Source organism: Vreelandella malpeensis (genome assembly GCF_020622355.1).
In the GTDB taxonomy this organism is placed as follows: Bacteria; Pseudomonadota; Gammaproteobacteria; order Pseudomonadales; family Halomonadaceae; genus Vreelandella; species Vreelandella malpeensis.
This window is the reverse complement of sequence record NZ_WHVL01000002.1, coordinates 69,825-92,745: the sequence shown is the minus strand read 5'-3', so window position 1 is coordinate 92,745 and position 22,921 is coordinate 69,825. Positions and strand designations below refer to the sequence as shown.

The following is a 22,921-nucleotide window of genomic DNA, read 5'->3' as shown; positions in this document are numbered from 1 at the left end:
TCACAGCACGTCGTCGTCGCGCCCGGTGGTAATGGCCTCTATCTCGCCGGTCATCGGCGAAAGCACCACCTGCACCTGGATCGGCGCGCAGCAGCGGTGGCAATCTTCCCAGGTGGTATGGCTGCCCTGGGAGGTATCGATCACGAAGGTGAGCGAGGTGCCGCAGTAGGGGCAGTCGAAGGCGTGCTCGATCAAGGCATCGTCGTCCATGGCGGGTTCTCCAGGCGGTGACATGATTGTCATTGAGTGTAGCAGAGCGGATGCGGACACCGAGGGGCGGAATCGGGTAGGATGAGGGCGGGTCTTTCTTCCCAGCAATCAAAGAGAACGATGATGATACGTTACATGGTAGTTGCGGCCGCTCTGGCCGTCCCGATGGTCGCCCTGGCGGATACGCCCAACGTCACCCCGGGCGAGTGGGAATTCGTCAGCGTCACCCGCATCAGCGGCGACATGGACATCCCTGACCAGACCGAAACCGAGCGTCAGTGTATCACCCAGGAAGAACTCGACAGCGAGTCCTTCGGGCTGATCGAGGAGGAGCAGGGCTGCGAGCTTCTCAGCCAGGACATGAACGCCGACGGTATCAATTACAGCATGGCGTGCAGCGCCGAGGGCGGTCAGGCCACCATCGATGGCGAGATGCGTTTCATGGGCGAACGCATCGACGGTGACGTGTCGATTCTGACCGAGTCTCCGATGGGCGAGCTCACCATGAACACCTCGATCGAGGGCGAGCGCATCGGCGATTGCGGCTGAGCGCTTTCGAGCGAGTTGTCGACGAAAGAGCGCCTGCGGGCGCTCTTTTGCGTTTCAGCGCGCATCACTGCGCGCCATCTCCTCCTCCAGGCGACGCTTGACCGCGCCGGGCGAGCCGGTACGCCGGGCGAGCAGGTCGTAAGCTACCGGCACCACCAGAAGCGTGAACAGCGTCGCTGCGGCGACCCCGGCCATGATCACGGTGCCGATGACCAGCCGCGACTCCGCCCCCGGGCCGCTCGAGACGATCAGCGGGATGGCGCCGGCCATGGTGGTGATCGCGGTCATGAGGATCGGGCGCAGGCGGGTCACCGACGCCTCGACGAGGGCATCGCGAAACGCCAGGCCCTCGTCGCGCAGCTGGTTGACGAACTCGACGATCAGGATGCCGTTCTTCGCCGCCAGCCCGATCAGCAACACCAGCCCCACTTGGCTGTAGATGTTGAGCGATTGCCCGCTCAGCAGCAGCGCCAGCAGCGCCCCGCTCATGGCCAGCGGCACTGTCAGCATGATCACCAGCGGGTGCACCAGGCTCTCGAACTGAGCGGCGAGCACCAGAAACACCACCACCGCACCCAGCACCAGCAGGAAGGTGGTGGCGCCGCTGGCCTGCTGGAAGTCCCGCGAGGGGCCGGCAAGGCTCGTCTGGGCGGCTTCGGGCAACAGCGTATCGGCACTTTGCTGCAGATAGGCCAGCGCCTCGCCCAGCGGGTAGCCATCGGCCAGGTTGGCCTCCAGCGTGATCGCGCGTACCCGATCGAAGCGATTGAGCGTGCTGGCGCCAGCGAAATCGGTGAGGGTCACCAGGCTAGACAGCGGCACCAGTGCACCGCTTCGGCTCGAGCGTACCTGGATGTTGTCCAGCGCCCGCGGGCTTTGCTGGCGCGCCCGGTCGCCTTCGAGGATCACGTCGTACTCCTCGCCGTCGTCGACGTAGCGGGTCACGTTGCGCCCGCCGAGCAGCACCTCGAGGGTGCGGCCGATCTCGCTGACGGTCACCCCGAGCGCCGCCGCCCGCTCGTAGTCGATGTCCACGCGAAGCTGGGGCTGGGTCTCGTCGTAATTGCTCTCGAGCGCCGTCAGGCGCGGGTTGTCGCGACGCACGTGCTCGATCATGACGTCCCGCCAGCGGGCGATCTGCTCATAGGAGCCGCCGCCGATCACGAACTGGACGGGTTTCTGGGTGCGCTGGCCAAAGCCCTGGCGCATCACCGGAAACGCCTGGACGCCGGGCAGGGTGGTCAGCGTCTCGCGGACGTCTCCCATGATCTCCCAGGCGCTGCGACGGCTGCCCCAGTCGACCATGTCGATGATGAAAAAGCCGCTATTGAAGTTCTCGATATTGCCGAAGCCGCGCGGCGCTCGCGCCACCACGCGTTTCAGTTCGCCTCGCTCGACGAAGGGGGCCAGGCGCACCTCGATCTCGTCCATGTAGTCCATCATGTACTCGAAGGTGGCGCCTTCGGGACCGTTGACCAGCACGATGAAGTTGCCGCGATCCTCCTGGGGGGTATATTCGCTCGGCAGGGCCATGGCGAGCCAGGCGGTAGCCGCCAGCAGGCCGACGAACAGCGCCGCCACCAGCCAGCGCAGCGCAAGCGTTCTGATCAGCACGCGTCGATAGAGGCGCTGGGAGGCGCCCAGCAGGCGCTGCACACCGCGCGCGATGCGGCCATCGTGCATGCCGGGCTTCAATATCTTCGAGGCCATCATCGGGGTGAGGGTCAGCGCCAGAAGCGTCGAGAACACTACCGCCGCGGCCATGGTCAGGGCGAACTCCGAGAACAGCCTGCCGATATCGCCCTGAAGCATGCTCAGCGGCACGAACACCGCCACCAGCACCAGGGTGGTGGCGATCACCGCGAAGCCGATCTGGCGGGTGCCGCGATAGGCGGCGACCAGCGGCGTTTCGCCATGGTCATGCATGCGCCGGTTGATGTTCTCGAGCACCACGATGGCGTCGTCGACGATCAGACCAATGGCGAGTACCAGCGCCAGCAGGGTCAAAAGATTGATCGAGAAGTTCATCACCGCAAGCGCCGTGAAGGCGCCGATGACGGCGATCGGCACGGTCACGGCGGGCACCAGCGTGGTGCGGAAATTGCCCAGGAACAGGAAGATCACCACCACGACCAGCACCATGCTGACGAACAGCGTGCTCACCACCTGCTCGATGGCCCCGGAGACGAACAGCGAGGCGTCGTAGTCGAGCGCCAGCGCCATGCCCTCCGGCAGCGTCTGCTGCAGGCGGCCAAGCTCTTCCTGCACCGCTTCGGAAAGCGCCAGCACGTTCGCCGTGGACTGCATGATGATACCAAGGCCGACCATGGGCACGCCGTTGGCGCGAAATACCGAGCGGTCCTCCACCGCGCCGACCTCGACCCGAGCCACGTCGGCCAGGCGCACCAGCTCGCCGCGCGCGCCCTGATCCAGCGCTAGACGCTTGAAGTCGTCGGCGGTGGCGAAGGCACGCGGCAGGCGCACGATGAACTGGCGATCCGCGGACTGGAGCGACCCGGCCGGAAGCTCCACGTTTTCGGCGCGCAGGGCATCCTCGATGTCGCCTACGGTCAGGCCTCGCGCGGCCAGGGCATTGCGGTCGAGCCACACGCGCATGGCGTAGTCGCGCCCGCCGCCCACCCGTACCCGGGCCACCCCCGGCTGTACCGACAGGCTGTCGACCAGGTAGCGATTGGCGTAGTCGGTGAGCTCGGTCATCGAGTAGTTCGCCCCGGAAAGGCTCAGCCAGACGACGATCTCCTCGCTGCTGTCCGCCTTGGTGACTTCCGGGTTGTCGGCGTCGTCCGGCAGGTTGCGAAGGGCGCCGGAAATGCGATCACGCACGTCGTTGGCCGCGGAATCGATGTCCATGGTGATGGCGAACTCGATCTCGATGCGCGATCGGCCATCCTCGCTTTGGGAGGTAATCAGCTCGATTCCTTCGACCCCGGCGATGCGATCCTCGAGCACCTGGGTGATGCGGGTTTCCACCACGCTCGCCGAGGCCCCCGGGTAGCGGGTGTCGATGCTGACGATGGGCGGGTCGACGGTGGGGTACTCCTGCAGCGGCAGGCGGTCGAGAGCCAGCAGCCCGAAGGCGACGATCAGCGCGGCAATCACTAGGGCCAGTACCGGACGCTGGACCGAAATGTCCGAGAGACGCATCAGCGGTGGGCCTCCAGAATCTCGCGCACGCCGGTATGATCGTCCATCACGCCGAGCAGACGCACCGCCAGGCCGTCGCGGGCGAGCTGCAGCCCGTGGACCACGACGAGTTCGCCCTCGTCAAGCCCTTCGAGAACTTCCACCTCGCCGTGACGGCGCTCGCCGATCATTACCGAGCGCTGTTCCAGGCGGTGGTCATCGCCCTCTTCATGGACCACCATCACGTAGTGGCGGTCGCCGCTGGGCTCCAGCGCCGCCTCGGGCACCACCACGGTGTCGCGCAGGCGCTGCTGGACGATCACTTCCATCAATAGGCCCGGGCGCAGTCGCAGGCCCGGGTTGTCGATGAGCGCACGCACCTCGATATTGCGTGTGACCGGATCGATGCGCGTGCCGAGGGTGGCGATCTCGCCGCTGAAGACCTCGTCGGGAAAGGCGACGCTGGTGGCACTCAGCGCAAGCCCCGGTGACAGCCGGCCGAGAAAGACCTCCGGTACGCTGAAATCGAGCTTCATGACGTCGAGCTTGTCGAGGGTGACCAGGGCCGTGCCGGGCGTGACGAGCGTGCCCACGCTCACTTCGCGAAACCCGACCCGGCCGCTGAACGGCGCGCGAATACGGTAGTTGGCAAGCCGCGCCTGCTGGGCCTGGGCCTGGGCGCGCGCCTGGTCGAGCTGGGCCTGGCGATCTTCCACGTCGGCGCGGGCGGCCAGGTTGCGATCCTGAAGCTGGGAGACGCGTCCCAGCACGTTGGCGCGCTCGGCGCTCAGCGCCTCGGCGGCGCGCAAGAGAGCCTGCTCCTCGCCATCCTCGAGGCGGATCAACAGCCGCCCGCGCTCGACCTGCTCGCCATCGGCGAAGTTGATCTCGGCGACGGTCTTGGTCACCGTGGCCGACAACGTCACGCTCTCGTCGGCGCTCAGAGTGCCCAGTGCCTCGAGCGGGTCCGACCAGGGAGCGCGTTCGGCGAGGCTTGCGATCACGCCGGGCAGCGGCTGGGCAAAGGCCAGCGGGCAGAGCAGGAGGAGCAGCAACAGCGCCCCGAAAGGGCGGATCAACGTGGGCATAGGCGTCTCGGTCGGCGAGCGGGCATGGGCGAAAGGTCGCAGGGTCGGGCAACGCGGCGTTTAATGCAACGCCGCGCGGGAGCATCGCCCCTTGAGTTTGCTAGAATGCACGACTTTATAGTGAATCGAGGGGCGCCGCATGGTATTCGATGTCGTGATCATTGGCGCAGGAGCTGCAGGGCTCATGTGCGCCGCCCAGGCAGGCTATGCGGGCAAGCGCGTGCTGGTGCTCGATCATGCCAACAAGGCGGGCAAGAAGATACTCATGTCCGGCGGCGGACGCTGCAACTTCACCAACCTGGATACCGCGCCGCACCACTTCTACTCCCAGAACCAGCACTTCTGCATCTCCGCGCTCAAGCGCTACCGCCCGGAGCACTTCGTCGAGCTGGTCGAGCGCCACGGCCTTGCGTACGTGGAGAAGGCGCCGGGCCAGCTGTTCTGCGCCGACTCCGCCAAGAAGATGGTCAAACTGCTGCTGACCGAGTGCGAGTGGGCGGGGGCCGAGGTATCGCTCGAGACCACCATCACGCGGGTGGAGCGCGCAGGCCGGGCCATGCGCCTGGAAACCTCCCTCGGGCGCATCGATGCCGGCGCGCTGGTGGTCGCCACCGGAGGGCTTTCGATTCCCACCCTGGGCGCGAGCGGCTTCGGCTACGAGATCGCCCGCCAGTTCGGTCTCGAGGTCCTGCCGACTCGTCCGGGGCTCGTGCCGCTCACCCTGAGCGATGGCTGGAAGGCGCGGGCGAGCGCGCTGTCCGGGGTGAGCGTGCCGGTGAGTGTCGAACATGGTGGCCAGGGCTTCGCCGAGCCGATGCTCTTCACCCACCGGGGGCTATCAGGGCCTGCGATGCTGCAGATCTCGAGCGTCTGGGAGCCGGGCGAGACGCTTACCATCGACCTGCTGCCCAAGCGCTCGGCGCGGGAATTGCTGTTCGAAGCGCGCGCCCAAGCGCCCAGACGTCTGCTTTCGACCTGGCTCGGCGAGCAGTTTCCCAAACGCCTTGCTCAGGCGTTGATCGAATGGTATCCCGAGGCGCAGACCCAGGTGCCGTTGGCGCAGTTCTCGAACGAGGCGCTCGAGCAGTGGGCCGAGCGGCTCAACGCCTGGACGCTCAAACCCTCGGGCACCGAAGGGTGGCGCACCGCCGAGGTGACCATGGGGGGTATCGACACCGATGCGATCTCGTCGAAGACCTTTGAGGTCAAAGGCATGCCGCAGCTGAGGTTCATCGGGGAAGTGCTGGACGTGACCGGCCGCTTGGGGGGCTACAACTTCCAGTGGGCGTGGTCGAGCGCGGTGGCCTGCGCGCAAGCGCTGTAAGAGACGAAAGCATCAAATGAAAGGGCGCGAGAACCGCGCCCTCGTTCAGGTGGCGATCTTGGCCAGCAGCTTGAGCTTGCGAAACAGCATGTAACCTGCCAATGCCTTACGACCCGCAGCCATGGCGCCACCGGGATGACGCAGGATACGCCAGGCAGCGATGCCCCCCACGGCGTAGAGCGGCAGCTTCAATCGGCCCCAGCCGTTTTCGAGCGGAGAGGCGGCCTGGAGCAGATAATCACTGTCGACCAGGATATCGACCCGCTGGCGCTCGAGCTCGGCGAGCAGCGTCGCCTTGCGTTCGGCACGGCTGAGTTTCACGTCACTTGTTGGGGTAGTCATGGTCGTTGGCCTCCAGAAGCGCACGATCCGCCGCCAGTTGCTTGAGCGTCTCCTTCAACAGCGTATGACTTTTCGCCTGACGTAGGGCGATCACGGCCAGCAGAAGGCTCATGAAGATGAGCGCACCTGCGCTGATGGCAATGGCGGTGATGCGGTAGGTATCCCAGAAGTAGACGATGACCAGCGCGGTCAGGGTCGCGATACCCAACAAGAGCAGCAGCAGGCTGGCGCCTGCCAGCATGAAAAGAACCAGAAGACGAGCGCGTTCCTCCTCGAGTTCGAGAACCGCCAAACGCAGGCGGGTTTCACTGTTGGCAACCAGTGACTTCAGCAGGCGTTTGGCGGCAGAGAATACGCGTTGGGTAGGGCCCAAGGCCATTAGCGACGACCGAGCAGCAGACCCGCTACCAGGCCGGCGGCGGCGCCGATGCCCAGACTCGTCCAGGGGTTTTCGCGTACGTAGCGGTCGCAGCAGTCGACCTGCTGGGAGAGCGAATCACGCGTGTCTTCGTAGAGGCTCTCACCAGCGGCTTCCAGGCGGGAGCGGGTCTCTTTCAGACGACGCTCGGCGCGCTCGCGCAGACCACGCATCTCACCGCTGGCATCCTTCGATGTGGCACTGACCAGCTCTTCCACAGTTTCGCTCAGATAACGCAGGTCATTCTTGAGTTGATCGGCACGTGCTGAACTATCGGAGTTGCGCTTAGCCATGTTGTCTTCCTTTGACGGGTGAATGAAATGATGACCCTATCCAGCATAGCAGTCATCATCGAATAGACAACTCGGCGTCCTACCGGTCAAGACCGGTGGCGCTGAACATCGGGTTGAGGCTGAAACCGATGCTCAAACGGTGAACGCGGTTGTCGTAGTCGATCATGCTCTCGCCGTACCCGTAGTAGTACTGCAGATGGGCGCGAAGATTGGTGAACGCCGGCCAGCTGTAGTCCACCTGGGTGCCGTAGTTGCCGGCGGACGGGTTGCCGCGAAACTGGGTGGCGATCTCGTGATTGCCGTTGAGTCGCTTGGCCACGCGGATGTCGCCATAGCCCATGTAGCGCTCGATGTCCGGGTTGTCGTCGCTGCCGTCGGATTCCGGCACGCGCCAGTGGGGCGCCAGCGTCACGGCCCAGTCACCGCGCTGGAAGGTACTTTCCAAGTAGAACCGGTTCCAGCTGCGCGACAGCGGGTCGGAGCGACCGTTGGACTGGTGGTTGAAGGCGACGCGGTTGCGAGTGTTCACCCAGCCAAGCGCCGTCCAGGCGTTGTCGAAGTCGATGAAAATCTCGGGCTCGTAGTTGGTTTCACGAAAGGGCGAGGAGGCGTCGGTGTTGTACGCCTGCCACCAACTGCGCTGGGTGTAGGCGAAGTAGACGTCGCCCACGTCGCCGAAAATATCTTCCGCCAGGTTGAACTTGGCGCTGAACTGGAACTTCACCTCGACGTTGTCCGGACCGTTCTCGTCGGTGATCTCGCGAAAGTTCTGCTCGTTGACCTTGTTGTTGTAGCTGAACGGGAAGATGTAGTTGGTACGGTGCGTAGTGATCGCGAACGGGTTGCGTGTAGACTCCTGTTCGAGCAGGCGCCGCTCGTTGAGATCCACCAGCGCGGCTTCTTCGGGCAAGGGCTCGGCGGGAATGCCGGCGGCACTCTGCTCTGGCGCCTCGATCTGCTGGAGCTGCTCGCGAAGCTGATAAAGCTCGACGTTTAGCGCGCGAATGCGGGCCTCGATGGCTTCCTGCGTGTCCGCGGACTGTGCCAGGGCGTTCGACGCCATCGGCGTGGTGCCGACAAACACGAAAAGAGCTGCTAGTAACCGGTGTCGGGTGACCATGAGGAGGGCTCGCGAAGGTAGATAGGGAATCAACAGGGCTTTCTATACAGGCTGGCCGTTTAAGTCAACCACTGCTGATTGCGAAAGCATCGATTACCTCCGACAATGTCGCCGTTGCAGCGGTGCACGCAGCCAGTGAGGCATACACGACGTGGTGAAGAATGTGGTGAGGCGGTGGATGTGGGGCGTGCTGGTCACGCTGATGGTAGCGGCGCCGGCGGCCATGGCCGCCGAGGTCGAAGGCGTGCCCGCCCGGGAGGAGTTGGCCGAACGCCTAGATGCCCTGGAAACCGGCGAGGCCGAGCTCACGCCCGCCCAGCAGCGCGACTTGGAGGCGATTGAGGCGGCCCTGGAAAGCTACGAGCGCCTCGAGGGCATGGAGGAGCGCCTGGCCTCGCTCGAGCAGCGCATCGCCAACGCCCCGGAACTGCTTTTGCGCCTCGAGCGCGAACTCGACGACGCCGAGCAGGAGCGCCAGGCGCTCAACGTCGAGGATCTGAGCGACACGCCGCTTGCGAGCCTGGAAAGCCGCCAGGCCGACGCGGTGGTGACGCTGCAGCAACTGCAGAGTCAACTGGCCGATGCCAGCTCCCAGCTGCTCGCCGCCCAGACTCTGCCCGAGCGTGCCCAGCAGGCCATCTCCGATGCCCTGCAGCGCAGCGAGAGCCTGCGCCGCGAGGTCGACGAGCGCGAGCAGCGGGTGGCCGACCGCCAGCTCTCCGCCCAGAACGACGCCAACCTGATCCAGCTTCGCCTCGACCGGGCGGTGGCCGAGCGCGAAGTGACGCTCAACCAGCGCGAACTGAGTGCCAACAGTCGCCTGCGCGAGCTCGCCCAGCAGCGTCGCGACCTGCTGTCGCTGCAGATCGACGAGCAGGAGCAGCTTCTCAACCTCTTGCAGGGCGCCATCGATCGCCAGCGTCGCCTGGCGTCGGAACAGGCAATCGCCGACGCCGCCCGGGACGATCCGCTGATCGCCGAGGGCCACCCGGTGGTACTGCGCGCCCAAGAGATCAACCAGTCGCTGAGCCTCGAGCTTCTGCGCGCCACCGATCGCGCCAATGGCATCGTGCGCGAGAACATCGAGGCGCAGCGCCAGCTCGACCACGTGCGCCAGCTCCAGCGCAGCCTCAACGAGCAGCTAGACGCCATTCGTGGCAGCCAGCTGCTGTCGCGGATTCTCACCGAGCAGCGCCAGTCGCTGCCCAGCATCGCCCCCCGGCGCGACCTGCAAGACGAGATCGCCGACCTGCGCCTGAAGCAGTTCGACCTGATTCGCCAGCGCGACCAGTTGCGCCAGGGCGAGCGGCTGGCCACCCAGCGTCTGGAGGAGGCCGATGTGGAGGTCACCCCGGCGCTAGTCGACTCGCTCTCGCGGCTCTATCAGTCGCGCCGGGAGCTGGTCGAGCAGCTCGAGCAGGCCTATGGGGAGCTCTTGAGCGCCGCCATTGAGCTGCAGCTCAACCAGCAGCAGCTTCTCGACATCACCCGCAGCCTGCGCACCACCATCGACGAGCAGCTCTTCTGGGTCGCCAACAGCCGCCCGCTCGACCTCGCCTGGCTCCGGCAACTGCCCGCCAACCTGAAAAACGAGTGGCGCGAAGGTGAGTGGCGAAGCCTCTTGCCGACCCGCTGGCCGTGGCTCTCCTGGGACGTGCTGGCCGGCGCGCCGCTGGTGCTGATCAGCCTGCTGCTGACCTGGCTGCGCCCGCGCATCAAGGCGCGTCTGGCGCTGATCCACTCCCAGATCGGTCGGCTCAAGAGCGACACCCAGGGCCATACGCCCAAGGCGGTGCTGCTCAACGCGCTGCTGGCGATTCCCGGGCCGCTGGTGCTGGCCGGGGTGGGGGTGGGCCTCAACGCCACCGAGGACCCCCGCGCGGCGAGCCTGGCGATGGCTTTCCTGCAGCTGGCGCTCAGTTGGGGAGCGATCGCCTGGGGAAGGCGGCTTCTGGTTCCCGACGGCGTTGCCGAGCGTCACTTCACCTGGTCGCCGGGCTACAACGCCATGCTCAGAAAGCTGCTGGGTGGGCTTGGCATGGCACTGTCGCTGGTGGTGTTCATCGCCACGCTGTCGGCGCCCATGCAGACGCCGCTGGCCCAGTACCCGGTGGCGCTGGGGCTGTTCTTCCTGGCGCTGTGCGCCATGAGCGCGTGGCTCGCCAAGTTGATCCTCGCCCACGTGCCGTTTTTCGGTGTGCGTCTCTTTCGGCTGCTGCTGGGGCTCTCCATCGCCGCGGTGCCGCTGGTGCTGGCCGGGCTGGTCGCCTGGGGGTACGAGTACACCGCGTTGCGTCTGGTGGGGCGCTTCGCCATCACCCTCTACATCCTGGGGCTTTGGATCATCGTCGAGGCGACGGTGGTACGAAGCCTGGCCGTGGCCGCGCGTCGGCTGGCCTACCGCCGGGCGCTGGCGCGTCGCCGCGCCCAGGTGCAGGAGGGCGCCGAGGGCGGGCTCGAGGTGGTCGAGGAGCCGCCGCTGGATATGGAGAAGATCAATATCCAGTCGCTGCGGCTTTCCAAGCTGATTCTGTTGATCGCCTTCCTCGCGCTCTTGTATCTGGTGTGGTCGGACCTTCTGACCGTACTCGGGTATCTCGACCAGGTCTCGCTGTGGGATGCCGAGGACGGCGATCTGGTCGGCAGCGCGCTGTCGCTCACCGACGTGTTCACGGCGCTTTTGGTGGTGGCGGTGATGTTCATCATGGCGCGCAACCTGCCGGGGCTTCTGGAGGTGATGGTGCTCTCGCGGCTGTCGCTCAAACAGGGCAGTGCCTACGCGATCACCTCGCTCTTGTCCTATACCATCGTGGGCTCCGGTATCGTCATGGCGCTGGCGAGCCTGGGTGTCTCCTGGGACAAGCTGCAGTGGCTGGTGGCCGCGCTCAGCGTGGGGCTCGGCTTCGGCTTGCAGGAGATATTCGCCAACTTCATCTCGGGGCTGATCATCCTGTTCGAGCGGCCGATCCGCATCGGCGACACCATTACGCTTGGCAACCTGCACGGCACCGTCAGCCGGATTCGTATCCGCGCCACCACGGTCACCGATTTCGATCGCAAGGAAATCATCATCCCCAACAAGACCTTCGTCACCGACCAGCTCATCAACTGGTCGCTGTCCGACAACGTGACGCGGGTGGTGCTCACCTTCGGCGTGGCCCATGGCTCGGATCTCACCCGGGTGCACCAGCTCCTGCGCCAGGCCGCCGACGAGAACGCCCGGGTGCTGGCCGACCCGGAGCCGCAAGTGTTCTGCGTAAGTTATGGCCCGTACAGCCTCAATTTCGAGTTGCGCATTTTCGTCAACGACCTGGTCGACCGGCTCTTTGCCGCCGACGAGGTGAATTGCCGAGTGGAGGAGCTATTGCGCGAGGCGGGCATTCGCATCGCTTTCGAGCAGATGGACGTGTGGCTTCACCGCGACGAGTCCGAACCGGTCAAGGTGCAAACGGCCAAGGAGCTGCCGCCGGCATCGCTCGGCTAGAGATCCTTGGTCGCCAGCAATAAAAACTCCCGGTTGCCATCGCCGCCGGTGATCGGGCTCGCCTGCCAGTGGGACACCGCCAGGCCGTGGTCGCGGCACACGCCGACCACGCGCGCTTTCACCGTGTCGAAACGGGCCGGGTCCCTGACCACGCCGCGCTTGTCGAGCGCCCCGGGGTCGAGCTCGAACTGCGGCTTAACCAGCGACAGCAGCCTTCCGCCCGGCGGCAGCAGTGCGGCGATCTCGGGGATGATCAGCGTTTGGGAGATGAACGATACGTCCATCACCGCAAGCTCGATCGGGCGCTCGGAGAGCGCGCGCGCTAGAGCCTCGCTCTGGCTCATCGTACGGGCGTTGAGCCCTTCCAGGCAGGTCACGCGAGCGTCCTCGCGAAGCACAGGGGCGAGCTGGCCGTGGCCCACTTCCACGCCGATCACGTGGCGGGCGCCGAAGCGCAGCGCGCAGTCGGTGAAGCCGCCGGTGGACTGGCCGACATCGAGCACGCCCAACTCGTCCAGGCGTAGCTCGAGTGCATCGAGCACGCCCTCGAGCTTGAGCCCGGCGCGGGATACGTAGCGCTCCTCCGGGTCGTCGCCGATGACGAAGCGGGTGTCGGCCGGCCACTTCTCCGAGGCCTTGGTGAGCGGCGTGCCGTCTGCCAGGCGCACCCGGCCGTTGCGAATCAGGCGCTGGGCGCGAGTGCGGGAATCGGCAAGCCCCAGGCTTGTCAAAAGCTGGTCGAGTCGTGTCATGTCACACCGGGCATCGGTAGGGAAGCGGGCCATCGCGAGGGTCGTTCGCATGGGGGGGCTCGAGGGCTGTCGCCTCGGCCGGGATTATACATAAAAGTCGGTCGCTTCCGGGAGACGGGGCGGCCTGGCGTGCAGGGCATGCGACAGTGAGGGGCAGGCAGCAGAGTATGGTAGGCTAGAGGGCGGGTTATGACCTTCACATGGCAAGAGGACAAGGCCAAGATGGCGGCCAAGCCGATCTACCGGGTAGTGGTTCACCAGCAGGGTGAGGTGTGGGATCTATACGTCAGAGAAATCTTTCAAAGCGAACTCTGGGGCTTTATTGAAGTCGAGGAGTTTGTCTTCGACGATGCTTCACGGGTAGTGGTGGACCCGGGCGCAGAGAAGTTGCAGCGCACCTTCGACGGTGTCAAGCGTAGCTACCTGCCGCTCAACGCCATCGTGCGCATCGACGAGGTCGAGCGCGAAGGCCCGCTGAAGGTCGTCAAGAGCGACACCCGTGTCGCGGAGTTTCCCCGTCCCTTTCCGCTTCCCCCTCGGGGAGAAGGGTAGGCGCTCGAGCGTCGCGCGTTTCGCGCGCGGTCGTGGTGAGCGCATGTGTCAATGATCAGGACTTTGAGTCATGCAAGAAAAAAAGCGTCGTTTAAGTGGTTGTCTCGCCGGTGCGGGGCTTTTGATGAGCGCGGTGAGTCTTTCGGCCTTCGCTCAGACCGATAACCAGGCGTGGGTCAGCGAAGAGCTGAGCACCTTCGTGCGCAGCGGCCCCACCGATGGCTATCGGATCGTAGGAACGCTCAACGCCGGCGAGCAGGTGGAAGTGCTCGAGCAAAGCGGTGACTACACTCGCGTGCGCGGCAGCGGCGGCGATGCGGTCTGGGTATTGAGCAGCGAGTTGCAGCAGACCCAGAGCGCCCGCGAGCAGTTGCCCGAGCTCGAGGAGCAGGTCGAGGAGCTCACCCAGGAGCTCGATGGCATCAACGAGACCTGGGAGGAGCGCGTGGCTTCCACCCAGGAGACGCTGCAGACCCGCGAACAGCGCATTGCCGATCTCGAGGCGCGCAACCAGGAACTCGACAGCGAAGCCGAGCGCTCTCGGCAACAGATCCGCGCCCTTCAGGCCCGCCTGGATACCCAGGAGGAGGATCTGCTGATGCGCTACTTCATGTACGGTGGCGGTGTCGCGGGCGCAGGGCTGCTGGTCGGTCTGATCGTTCCGCACCTGCCGCGTCGGCGCAAGAAGCGCGATCGCTGGTTCTAGGCGTGCACGACGAACACGATCACGACAACCCGTGGCGCCAGCGCTGGCGGGAAGGGCGAATCGGCTTTCACCAGGACGCTGCGCATCCGGCGCTAGTGCGCTACTGGCCCACGCTGGGCGTGGCTCCAAGGGCCAAGGTGCTGGTGCCGCTGTGTGGCAAGAGCCTCGACATGCGCTGGCTCGCCAGGGCCGGCCATCCGGTGCTGGGGGTGGAGCTCGCCCCGGAAGCGGTGGAGCAGTTCACCGCGCAGTCCCAGGAAGGCGTATCGCGCTATCGCCTGCCCGGCTTCGAGGTCACGCGCCAGGGCACTATCGAGCTCTGGTGCGGTGACTTCTTTCACCTGCATATCCACCAGGCCTTCGAGCTCGGCGCCTTCTTCGATCGCGCCGCGCTGATCGCACTGCCGCCGGCCACCCGCCAGCGCTACGCCTTCCATCTCGCCCAGCTGGTGCCCCCTGGTGTCGAAGGGCTCTTGATCGGCGTGACACACGAAAACGACGGTGAAGGGCCGCCCTACAGCGTTCGCGGAAAGGAAATCGAGGCGCTTTTCGAGCGTAATTTCGCCGTGACGTGCCTCGAGGAGACCGGTCCGGACGCGCGCGGCGTCGCCGAGCAGGTGTGGCGCTTGACGCGGCGCGGGCCGAAATGACCCGCGCCGGAAGACGTACTAGCGGGCGAGCAGTCGGGCGAGCTCAGGGTCGCTGAACGCGCGGTTGAGGCCATCGCTCATCAGGTCGTTGATCATCCGGGTGTTGGCGGCTTCACCGGGCTTGATGGCGTAGCCCTGGGTGCGCCTTGAGGTGTAGGTACCGGTGTAGGTGGTGCTCTTGTTCTTGACGATGGCGCGGAAAACCCCTTCGATACGCGCTTCGTCCACCAAGGGCTGGCCGCTGTCGCCCTGACCGTAATGGAGGCTGGCTAGCTCCAGAGTGAGGCTCGGGCCGTCCGGGTTGGTGCCGGGTACGGGGTTGAAGCCCATTTCGCGCACCGCCCGCTCGGCTTCTTCCTGAAGGCGCGGCATCACTTCGTGGCTGTTGACGGTGATCTGCGCGGTGGACATGCTGCCGCCGGCGCGCGTGCCGATCACTTCGCTCTCGCGGGCATCGACCGCCGCCACGCTCACCTGCTGGCCGGACCCGACCTGGGGCACCTGGGCGGTGCGCTCCGGGCTCAGTTGAAGGTACTGGGGGCTGGCGCAGCCGGCCAGCAAGGCGCCGGCAAGTAGTGCCGACGAGAGAGCAAGAAAATGACGCCGCAGCATGGGAGTTCTCCAAAGTGGCCAAAAGCGCAGTATAACGTGGCGACTTGGCTTGAGTAATGCCCCGATTCACGCCTTTCGACGATCCCTTCGACGATGGAAGCAGAATGTCTCACGACGACCTTTACGCCCAGCAGGAACGACTCCCCAATCGTCTGCCGCAGGATGGCGAGGCGTACTACCTGGAGCGCGTGCTCGACGTCGGGTCGGCGAGCGAGGCGCTGGCGCGCTGCCTGGAAGAGCTCGACTGGGAGCACGAGCGAGTGACGATGTTCGGCCGTGAGATCGTCACCCGACGCAAGATCGCCTGGTACGCCGATGCGGCGATGCCCTACGCCTACTCCGGCAAGACCCGAGTGGCCTCGCCCTGGGTCGACTGCCTGCTCGCACTCAAGGCCCACGTCGAGAAGGCAAGCAAGACGACGTTCAATGCGTGCCTTTGCAACCTGTACCACAGTGGCGAGGAGGGCATGGGCTGGCACAGCGACGATGAGAAAACGCTGGTACCGGATGGGGTCATCGCTTCACTGACCCTGGGCGATGCGCGGCGCTTTTCGTTCAAGCACAAGGCGAGCGGCGAAAGGGTGTCGCTCGAACTTGCCCATGGCAGCCTGCTGATCATGCAGGGCGAGACCCAGACCCACTGGCTGCACGCCCTGCCCAAGACCCGCAAGAGCCGCAGCGCACGGGTCAACCTGACCTTCCGGCAGATGCGCTGAGGCGTGTCAGGTCAAGGGCATTTCAGGAGGCGGGCGCCTGACGCGGGCGCGCCGTTTCATCCTTGAAGCGATGCCACTGGCGCGGGTGGGCATAAAGGCGCTGGCCACGATGGATCTTGAGGCGTTCGAAATCCGCGTGGCGCACGGTGGCAAGCCAGGGCGCCGCGAGCCAGTCCGCCTCGAGCTCCACGCGCACCTCGGCACCGACCAGCGAAATTGCCGTCACGGTGACCGGCAGGTGCACGCCGGACTCGAAGCTCGGGGCCAGGCGTACCTCGTGAGGTCGCAGCAGCAGCTCCTCGTCGCCGTCGGGCAGGTTGACGTTGAGCTGGGCATCGCCACAGCGCAGCATGCCATCCTGTACCCGGCCCTCCAGATGATTCACCTCACCCAGGAACTCGAACACGAAGCGGTTCTTCGGCGCGCGGTAGAGCGCTTCGGGCGTGTCGATCTGCTCGATGCGGCCATTGCTCATCACCACCACGCGATCGGAAAGCTCCAGCGCCTCCTCCTGATCGTGGGTGACGAACACGCTGGTGAAGCCGAGCTCCTCGTGCAGCCGGCGCAGCCAGCGGCGCAGCTCCTGGCGCACCTTGGCATCCAATGCTCCGAAGGGCTCGTCTAGCAACAGCACGTCCGGTTCGACCGCCAAGGCGCGAGCCAGCGATACCCGCTGCTGCTGGCCGCCGGAGAGCTGGGCGGGCAGGCGGTCGGCCAGGTGTGCAAGCTGCACCATCTCGAGCAGCCGCAGCACCCGCGCGCGAATCTCGCCTTTGGAGGGGCGCTCGCGGCGTGGCATCACGGTGAGCCCGAAGGCGACGTTATCGAACACGCTCATGTGGCGAAACAGCGCGTAGTGCTGGAAGACGAAGCCGATGCGCCGGTCGCGCACGTGCACGTGGGTCACGTCGCGCTCGCCGAACAGGATCCTGCCGGCGGTGGGCGCGGTATCGGCGCTCTCGAGCCCGGCGATGATACGCAAGAGCGTCGTCTTGCCCGAACCCGACGGGCCCAGCAGGCCGACCAGCTCGCCATCCTGGATGTCGAGATCGATCGGCTCGAGTGCCTGGGTCCTGCCGAAGTGCTTGGCGATGTTGTGCAGTTGTATGCTCATGAGAAAGCCTCGCGGCGGGTGGCGCGCCATTGAAGAGCGGCCTTGGCCGCCAGCGTCAGAAGCGCGATCAGCGCCAGCAGCGCCGCGCTCGAAAACGCCCCGACCGCATTGTAATCCTGGTAAAGCTGCTCGAGATGCAGCGGCAGGGTGTTGGTCTGGCCGCGAATCGCTCCGGAGACCACCGACACCGCGCCGAACTCACCCACCGCCCGGGCGTTGGTCAGAATCACCCCGTACAACAGCGCCCATTTGATGTTGGGCAGCGTGACCCGCCGAAAGGTGGTGAACCCGGAAGCGCCGAGCGTCACCGCCGCTTCCTCCTCGCGGGTACCTTGGGCCTGCATCAGCGGAATCAGCTCGCGGGCGACGAACGGGCAGGTGACGAAGATCGTCACCATCAGAATGCCCGGCCAGGCGAACATCAGCTGGATGTCGTGGCCATCGAGGAAGCTGCCGATCCAGCCGCCTCGTCCGTAGAGCAGCAGGTACACCAGCCCCGCCACCACCGGTGATACCGCAAACGGGATGTCGATCAGCGTCTGCAGAATGCGCCGTCCGGGGAAGCGAAAACGGGTGACCAGCCAGGCCAGCGCCACGCCGAACACCAGGCACACCGGAATGGTCAGCAGTGCGATCACGAGCGTCAGCCCGATGGCGTGCAGGGTGTAGACGTTGCTGACGTTGGTCCAGAACACCGCCACGCCCTGGGAGAACGCCTGGGCGAAGATGGCCACCAGTGGCAGCAGCAGAAAAAGCGCTGACAGCAGCACCGCGGCGGTAATGAGAAGGCGCCGAATGGCCGGCGCGTCTCCGACACGACGCATCAGGTGGACCCTCCATGCAGGCGGCGAACGAAGCGCCCCTGCCAGACGTTGATGGCCAGCAGCAGCGCGAGCGAAGTGAACAGCACTATTGAGGCAATCGCCGAGGCGCCTGCGTAGTCGTACTCCTGCAGGCGAACAAAAATCATCAGCGCGGTGATCTCGGTTTCATAGGGCATGTTGCCGGCGATGAAGATGATCGCGCCGAACTCACCGAGTGAGCGCACGAAGGCAAGTCCGGTGCCGGTGACCAGCGCCGGCCACAGGTGCGGCATGATCACCCGGCGAAAGGCCACGGCGTCGGTGGCGCCGAGCGACATCGCCGCCTCGTCGATCTCGCTGGGCAGATCCTCCAGCACCGGTTGTACCGTGCGCACCACGAAAGGAATGCTGGTGAACGCCATGGCCAGCGCAATCCCGACCCAGGTATAGGCGACCTGAATGCCGAGCGGCGCCAGAAGCTCGCCCATCCAGCCGTTGCCGGCATAGAGGGTGGCCAGCGTAATACCCGCCACGGCGGTGGGCAGCGCGAAGGGGAGATCCATCAGCGCATCGAGCAGACGCTTGCCCGGAAACTCGTAGCGCACCAGCACCCAGGCCAGCAGCAGGCCGAACACCGCGTTGACCAGCGCCGCCACCGCCGCCGCGCCCAAGGTGACCAGATAGCTTGCCACTACGCGGCCCTCTGAAATGATCGCCCAGTACTGGGCCAGGCTCAGCGTCGAAAGCTGGCCGAAAAGCCCGGTGATCGGCAAAAGCAGTACCAGCGAAACGAAGGTGACGCTGATTCCCATGGACAGGCCAAACCCCGGCAGCACGCGTGTGCTGCCGGATCGGCGAAAGGTCAACGATCGCATGGCTTGCCGTTAGCGACGCTGGAGCTGGTCGAGCATGGCGCCGCTTCCAAAGTGGGTTTCCATGATCTCGTCCCAGCTGCCGAACACGTCCTCGACGTTGAACAGCTCGGTTTCCGGGAAGTCGTCTGCGAACTCTTCCACCACGGTCTCGTCGTGAACGCGGTAGTTGAAGCCGGCGAGAGTACGCTGAGCCTCTTCGGTGTACAGGTACTCCAGATAGCCCTGAGCGAGGTCCTCATTGCCGTTTCGCTCGGCGTTGGCGTTGACCACCGCGACCGGGAACTCCGCCAGTACGCTCATCGGCGGCACCACGACTTCGTAGTCGTCGCTGCCGTACTCGCGGCGGATGTTGTTGACCTCGGACTCGAAGCTGATCAGCACGTCACCGATGCCGCGTTCGATGAAGCTCGTGGTCGCCCCCCGGCCGCCGGTATCGAACACCGCCACGTTGGCCAGAAGCTGGCGCATGAAGTCCTGGATCTGCTCATCGTCGCCGTCGAACTCACGGTCGGCGAAGCCCCAGGCGGCGAGATAGGTATAGCGCGCATTGCCCGATGTCTTGGGGTTGGGGAACACCAGCGAGACGTCTTCCTTCACCAGGTCGTCCCAGCTTTCGATGCCCTTGGGGTTGTCCTTGCGCACCAGAAACGCGGTGGTGGAGTAGTAGGGTGAGGCGTTGTTCTCGAAGGCGCTCTGCCAATCCTCGTCGACCAGGCCAGCGTCTGCCAGCACGTCCACGTCGGTGACCTGGTTAAAGGTGACCACGTCGGCGCGCAGGCCCTGCATGATCGCGCGCGCCTGGGCGGAGGAGCCACCGTGGGACTGGCTGACGCTGACGGTTTCGTCGTGCTCTTCCTGCCACCAGGCGACGAAATCCGGGTTGATGGCGACGAACAGCTCGCGAGCGATGTCGTAGGAGGAGTTGAGCAGCTCACGCTCTTGGGCCGTGGCGGTGCCGACGGCACCCAGGGCTGCAGCGGAGAGCGCCAGGGCGAGTGCCGACCGGGTGAAGCGTGCGTTGGAGAGGCTGGCTGAGCGCATGTAAGTTTCCTGTATGGGTAAGGCGGAACGTCGACTGCGCCAGGATCACTGTCGTTATACCGGCGGGCGTTCTTGCCATAGACGTTTTGGCGATAAGACAAGGTTAAACCTGGCCTTCAGGAATTACAATCCGGTTTTATATTCGATCGAGGAATAACTATCATTCAATAGATAGGGGTGGCCCTACCTGAGCTTTATCATCCGCTCTGTTACCATACGCCCCGTTCAAGGCGTCCACTGTCGTGACGCTGCCCAGTACAGGAGCGCTCCATGCCCGCCGCGCAGGATTTTCTCATTGCCCCGTCGATCCTTTCCGCCAACTTCGCTCGTCTGGGTGAGGAGGTGGACAACGTGCTGGCCTCCGGGGCCGACATCGTTCACTTCGACGTGATGGACAACCACTACGTACCCAACCTGACCATCGGGCCGATGGTGTGCAAGGCGCTGCGCGATCACGGCGTCACCGCGCCGATCGACGTGCACCTGATGGTCAAACCGGTGGATCGCATGATCAGCGACTTCATCGATGCCGGCGCCAGCTACATCACCTTCCACCCGGAAGCTTCGGAGCACATCGACCGCTCGCTGCAGCTGATTCGCGACGGCGGCTGCCAGGCGGGGCTGGTGTTCAACCCGGCAACGCCCCTTGCCTATCTCGACTACGTGATGGACAAGATCGACATGGTGCTTCTGATGAGCGTCAACCCGGGCTTCGGCGGGCAATCGTTCATCTCGGCGACGCTGGACAAGCTCAAACAGGCGCGCCGGCGCATCGACGAAAGCGGCCGGAACATTCGCCTGGAGGTCGACGGCGGAGTGAAGGTGGACAACATCGGGGACATTGCCCGGGCGGGCGCGGATACCTTCGTGGCGGGCTCGGCGATCTTCAACGCCCGCAATGCAAGCGACCCGCACGGTTACGATTCGGTCATCGCCTCGCTGCGAGAGGCGATGACAAGCGCCGGGTGAAACCTCTTGCCTAGTGAAGCTTCATGCGCGGCTTGAGGTAGCGATTGAGCTTGTCGACCAGCCAGGTGAGCCCGGTACGCGGCGCGCCGTGAATCGAGAGTTGGTGCATGCGGTAGAGCGAGGCGTAGGCGTTGCGCGCAAGCCACCCCTCGAGGAACAGCCCGCGTGAGGCGGAGCCGCGCATCAGATTGCCCACCGCATCGTAGCGGGCAAGCGACACCAGTGAGCCGTGGTCCTTGTACTTGAAGGGCGCGAGCGGCTTGCCCTCCAGCGCTCTGGCGAGATTCTTGGCCAGGGTCGTGGCCTGCTGATGGGCTGCCTGGGCGCGCGGTGGCACCGTGGCGTCCTCGCCCTGAGGGCAGCTCGCGCAGTCACCCATGGCGAAGATGTGCGGATCATCGACGCTTTGCATGGTCTGCTCGACGCACACCTGGTGCTTCTTGTTCACCGTCAGCCCCAGTTCGGCCAGGAAAGGGGGCGCCATGATGCCCGCCGCCCAGACGTTGAGGTCGGTCTCGATCTCCTCGTCGTCGCCGGTCACCAGGCGATCGGCGTCGGCGCGCTTGATGGCGGTGTCGACATGGATGTTGACGCCCAGGCGCTCGAGCTCCTGGTGAACGGTCTGGCTGACCCGTTCGGAGAGCCCGGGCAAAATGCGTGGGGCGGCCTCGATCAGGTGAACGCTCAGCTGGTCGCTGTCGACGTTGGTCACCCCGTAGGCGTTGAGCAGGCGCGAGACGTCGAGCAGTTCGGCGGCGAGCTCGACCCCGGTGGCGCCGCCACCGACGATGCCCACGCTCAGCGTGGTGTGCCGACGCAGCGCCGGGTCGGTGTAGCGCAGGAAGGTGTTGATCATGTCGCGCTGGAACGCCTTCGCCTGCTGGGGCGAATCCATGAAGTGACAGTGCTCGGCCACGCCTTCGGTGCCGAAGTCGTTGGAGACGCTGCCGAGCGAGAGCACCAGGTAGTCGTAGCTCAAGGTGCGCCCGGGGAGGACTTCCTTGCCGTCCTCGTCGAGAATGGGCGACAGCGTCAGGGTTTTCTCGGCGCGGTCGAGCCCGCACAGCGACCCGCGCTGGTAACGATAGCCGTGCACCGAGGAGTGGCCGCGAAAGTCGACCTCGTCCATGGTGGAGTTGAGAATGCCGGTGGCGAGCTCGTGCAGCAGCGGCTTCCACACGTGGGTGGCGTTGCGGTCGAGCAGCACGATCTCGGCGCGCTTCTTTTTGCCCAGGGTGTGTCCCAGGCGCGTGGCCAGCGCGAGCCCACCCGCGCCGCCGCCGACAATCACGATCCTTGGTATGGCCATTAGCTTCTCCTTGGCAAAGGTCGCTTTAGCATAGAGGGTTCTCGACACTCTGACGAATGCCTGGCTTGATCGCCGAGCATGGTAACGACCCTTGGCTTAACACACGCTTATGGCCTTCGATCCATTTCCTTCGATCTATTCATTTTGATCTATTCACTTCGACACACACGGGGATCTTTGCGTGCACAACATTCTTTCCGGCAAACGCCTTGTCGCCTTCGACCTGGACGGTACGCTGATCGACTCGGTACCGGATCTCGCCGCCGGGCTGCAAGCCGCTTTGGCTGAACTGGGGCTGCCCAGGCCCGACGATGTACAGGTGGCCGACTGGGTAGGCAACGGCGCGGCCAAGCTGGTCGAACGTGGCCTTGCCTGGGCGCTTGGCGAGTCGCCCTCGCCTGAGCTGCAGGAGGCGGGCCTTGCGGCGTTCATGCGCCATTACGGCGCGGCGCCCTTCGCGCGCACCGTGCTCCACGAGGGCGTCGCCGCCACGCTGACAGCGCTCGAGGAGCGCGGCTTTCGGCTCGCATTGATCACCAACAAGCCCGAGCGCTTCATCGCCCCGATTCTCGGCCACTTCGGGCTGCTCGAACATTTCGCGCTGTGCATCGGTGGCGATAGTCTGGCCGAGAAGAAGCCCAGCCCCTTGCCGCTTCTGTACGTGGCGAACGCCTTGGGCGTCGAGCCGCGCGCCTGTGTGATGGTGGGGGACTCCAGGCATGACATCCAGGCAGGACAGGCGGCGGGCTTTGCCACCGTGGCGCTGCCCTATGGCTACAACCACGGTGAGCCGATAGAGGCGAGCCGGCCGGATGCGTGCATCGACTCGCTCGCGGCGCTGCTCGACTGA

23 protein-coding genes are annotated in these 22,921 nt (G+C 65.2%); 9 read left to right on the top strand and 14 right to left on the bottom strand.

Translation table 11 applies throughout. The features are described from left to right. Positions 1 to 210 (bottom strand): zinc ribbon domain-containing protein, encoded by a 210-nt coding sequence (locus tag GEV37_RS05750; RefSeq protein WP_227389291.1) that lies wholly within the window; start codon positions 208 to 210, stop codon positions 1 to 3. A 135-nt stretch (positions 211 to 345) separates the two neighbouring features. Here GEV37_RS05750 and GEV37_RS05745 point away from each other — a divergent pair, with 135 nt between their 5' ends. After that, on the top strand, positions 346 to 759 hold the full coding sequence (locus GEV37_RS05745; protein ID WP_227389290.1) for a DUF3617 domain-containing protein: 414 nt from the start codon (positions 346 to 348) through the stop codon (positions 757 to 759). 54 nt (positions 760 to 813) lie between these two features. Here GEV37_RS05745 and GEV37_RS05740 read toward each other — a convergent pair whose 3' ends face one another. Both GEV37_RS05740 and GEV37_RS05735 read right to left on the bottom strand, forming a co-directional pair. Then, complete coding sequence (locus GEV37_RS05740; protein WP_227389289.1) at positions 814 to 3,924, bottom strand: efflux RND transporter permease subunit; 3,111 nt, start codon at positions 3,922 to 3,924, stop codon at positions 814 to 816. Further along, a complete protein-coding gene (locus GEV37_RS05735) occupies positions 3,924 to 4,991 on the bottom strand; it encodes an efflux RND transporter periplasmic adaptor subunit (RefSeq protein ID WP_227389288.1) in 1,068 nt (355 codons plus the stop codon). The genes GEV37_RS05740 and GEV37_RS05735 overlap by 1 nt, the downstream gene beginning before the upstream one ends. A gap of 139 nt (positions 4,992 to 5,130) precedes the next feature. Here GEV37_RS05735 and GEV37_RS05730 point away from each other — a divergent pair, with 139 nt between their 5' ends. Continuing rightward, positions 5,131 to 6,315 carry a BaiN/RdsA family NAD(P)/FAD-dependent oxidoreductase gene (locus GEV37_RS05730; protein ID WP_227389287.1) on the top strand — a complete coding sequence of 395 codons (1,185 nt, stop codon included), beginning with the start codon at positions 5,131 to 5,133 and terminating at the stop codon, positions 6,313 to 6,315. Between the two features lie 45 nt (positions 6,316 to 6,360). Here GEV37_RS05730 and GEV37_RS05725 read toward each other — a convergent pair whose 3' ends face one another. The 4 genes from GEV37_RS05725 to GEV37_RS05710 all read right to left on the bottom strand — a co-directional run bounded on the left by GEV37_RS05725 (position 6,361) and on the right by GEV37_RS05710 (position 8,488). Then, the gene (locus GEV37_RS05725; protein ID WP_227389286.1) at positions 6,361 to 6,657 is read right to left on the bottom strand and encodes a YqjK-like family protein; all 297 of its coding nucleotides are present in this window, start codon (positions 6,655 to 6,657) and stop codon (positions 6,361 to 6,363) included. Then, on the bottom strand, positions 6,638 to 7,036 hold the full coding sequence (locus tag GEV37_RS05720; protein WP_227389285.1) for a phage holin family protein: 399 nt from the start codon (positions 7,034 to 7,036) through the stop codon (positions 6,638 to 6,640). Before GEV37_RS05720 ends, GEV37_RS05725 begins: the two co-directional genes overlap by 20 nt. Next, positions 7,036 to 7,368, bottom strand: coding sequence for an ElaB/YgaM/YqjD family protein (locus GEV37_RS05715; RefSeq protein WP_227389284.1), 333 nt, complete (start codon positions 7,366 to 7,368; stop codon positions 7,036 to 7,038). The genes GEV37_RS05720 and GEV37_RS05715 overlap by 1 nt, the downstream gene beginning before the upstream one ends. Positions 7,369 to 7,447: 79 nt before the next feature. Then, the gene (locus tag GEV37_RS05710; RefSeq protein WP_227389283.1) at positions 7,448 to 8,488 is read right to left on the bottom strand and encodes a phospholipase A; all 1,041 of its coding nucleotides are present in this window, start codon (positions 8,486 to 8,488) and stop codon (positions 7,448 to 7,450) included. A gap of 178 nt (positions 8,489 to 8,666) precedes the next feature. On the opposite strand from GEV37_RS05710, the gene mscK reads away from it, so the two are divergent. Next, a complete protein-coding gene (mscK, locus tag GEV37_RS05705; protein WP_227389756.1) occupies positions 8,667 to 11,972 on the top strand; it encodes a mechanosensitive channel MscK in 3,306 nt (1,101 codons plus the stop codon). Here the strand turns inward: mscK and GEV37_RS05700 are convergent. Beyond that, complete coding sequence (locus tag GEV37_RS05700) at positions 11,969 to 12,724, bottom strand: TlyA family RNA methyltransferase (RefSeq protein WP_227389755.1); 756 nt, start codon at positions 12,722 to 12,724, stop codon at positions 11,969 to 11,971. The genes mscK and GEV37_RS05700 overlap by 4 nt on opposite strands. A 222-nt stretch (positions 12,725 to 12,946) precedes the next feature. On the opposite strand from GEV37_RS05700, the gene GEV37_RS05695 reads away from it, so the two are divergent. The 3 genes from GEV37_RS05695 to GEV37_RS05685 all read left to right on the top strand — a co-directional run bounded on the left by GEV37_RS05695 (position 12,947) and on the right by GEV37_RS05685 (position 14,632). Next, positions 12,947 to 13,276, top strand: coding sequence for a DUF1820 family protein (locus GEV37_RS05695; RefSeq protein ID WP_227389754.1), 330 nt, complete (start codon positions 12,947 to 12,949; stop codon positions 13,274 to 13,276). Between the two features lie 70 nt (positions 13,277 to 13,346). Continuing rightward, the gene (locus GEV37_RS05690) at positions 13,347 to 13,982 is read left to right on the top strand and encodes a TIGR04211 family SH3 domain-containing protein (protein ID WP_386111942.1); all 636 of its coding nucleotides are present in this window, start codon (positions 13,347 to 13,349) and stop codon (positions 13,980 to 13,982) included. Between the two features lie 2 nt (positions 13,983 to 13,984). Further along, positions 13,985 to 14,632, top strand: coding sequence for a class I SAM-dependent methyltransferase (locus GEV37_RS05685; RefSeq protein WP_227389282.1), 648 nt, complete (start codon positions 13,985 to 13,987; stop codon positions 14,630 to 14,632). Between the two features lie 18 nt (positions 14,633 to 14,650). On the opposite strand, the gene GEV37_RS05680 is transcribed toward GEV37_RS05685, so the two are convergent. Next, a complete protein-coding gene (locus GEV37_RS05680) occupies positions 14,651 to 15,244 on the bottom strand; it encodes a YajG family lipoprotein (RefSeq protein ID WP_227389281.1) in 594 nt (197 codons plus the stop codon). A gap of 104 nt (positions 15,245 to 15,348) precedes the next feature. Between GEV37_RS05680 and GEV37_RS05675 the strand changes: the two genes are divergently transcribed. Continuing rightward, positions 15,349 to 15,960 (top strand): alpha-ketoglutarate-dependent dioxygenase AlkB family protein, encoded by a 612-nt coding sequence (locus GEV37_RS05675; protein WP_227389280.1) that lies wholly within the window; start codon positions 15,349 to 15,351, stop codon positions 15,958 to 15,960. A gap of 22 nt (positions 15,961 to 15,982) precedes the next feature. Here the strand turns inward: GEV37_RS05675 and GEV37_RS05670 are convergent, their stop codons facing one another. Genes GEV37_RS05670 through cysP form a run of 4 tightly spaced genes read right to left on the bottom strand, consistent with a single transcriptional unit; the run spans position 15,983 to position 19,793 of the window. Continuing rightward, the gene (locus tag GEV37_RS05670; protein ID WP_227389279.1) at positions 15,983 to 17,074 is read right to left on the bottom strand and encodes a sulfate/molybdate ABC transporter ATP-binding protein; all 1,092 of its coding nucleotides are present in this window, start codon (positions 17,072 to 17,074) and stop codon (positions 15,983 to 15,985) included. Next, complete coding sequence (gene cysW, locus GEV37_RS05665; protein ID WP_227389278.1) at positions 17,071 to 17,898, bottom strand: sulfate ABC transporter permease subunit CysW; 828 nt, start codon at positions 17,896 to 17,898, stop codon at positions 17,071 to 17,073. Before cysW ends, GEV37_RS05670 begins: the two co-directional genes overlap by 4 nt. Continuing rightward, positions 17,898 to 18,752 (bottom strand): sulfate ABC transporter permease subunit CysT, encoded by an 855-nt coding sequence (gene cysT / locus GEV37_RS05660; RefSeq protein ID WP_227389277.1) that lies wholly within the window; start codon positions 18,750 to 18,752, stop codon positions 17,898 to 17,900. The genes cysW and cysT overlap by 1 nt, the downstream gene beginning before the upstream one ends. A gap of 9 nt (positions 18,753 to 18,761) precedes the next feature. Beyond that, entirely contained in the window at positions 18,762 to 19,793 is a 1,032-nt protein-coding gene (gene cysP / locus GEV37_RS05655; protein WP_227389276.1) for a thiosulfate ABC transporter substrate-binding protein CysP, read from the bottom strand. Between the two features lie 270 nt (positions 19,794 to 20,063). Between cysP and rpe the strand changes: the two genes are divergently transcribed. Next, a complete protein-coding gene (gene rpe, locus GEV37_RS05650) occupies positions 20,064 to 20,762 on the top strand; it encodes a ribulose-phosphate 3-epimerase (RefSeq protein WP_227389275.1) in 699 nt (232 codons plus the stop codon). A 10-nt stretch (positions 20,763 to 20,772) separates the two neighbouring features. Here rpe and GEV37_RS05645 read toward each other — a convergent pair whose 3' ends face one another. Beyond that, positions 20,773 to 22,071 carry an NAD(P)/FAD-dependent oxidoreductase gene (locus GEV37_RS05645; RefSeq protein WP_227389274.1) on the bottom strand — a complete coding sequence of 433 codons (1,299 nt, stop codon included), beginning with the start codon at positions 22,069 to 22,071 and terminating at the stop codon, positions 20,773 to 20,775. Between the two features lie 181 nt (positions 22,072 to 22,252). Between GEV37_RS05645 and GEV37_RS05640 the strand changes: the two genes are divergently transcribed. Beyond that, entirely contained in the window at positions 22,253 to 22,921 is a 669-nt protein-coding gene (locus tag GEV37_RS05640) for a phosphoglycolate phosphatase (protein WP_227389273.1), read from the top strand.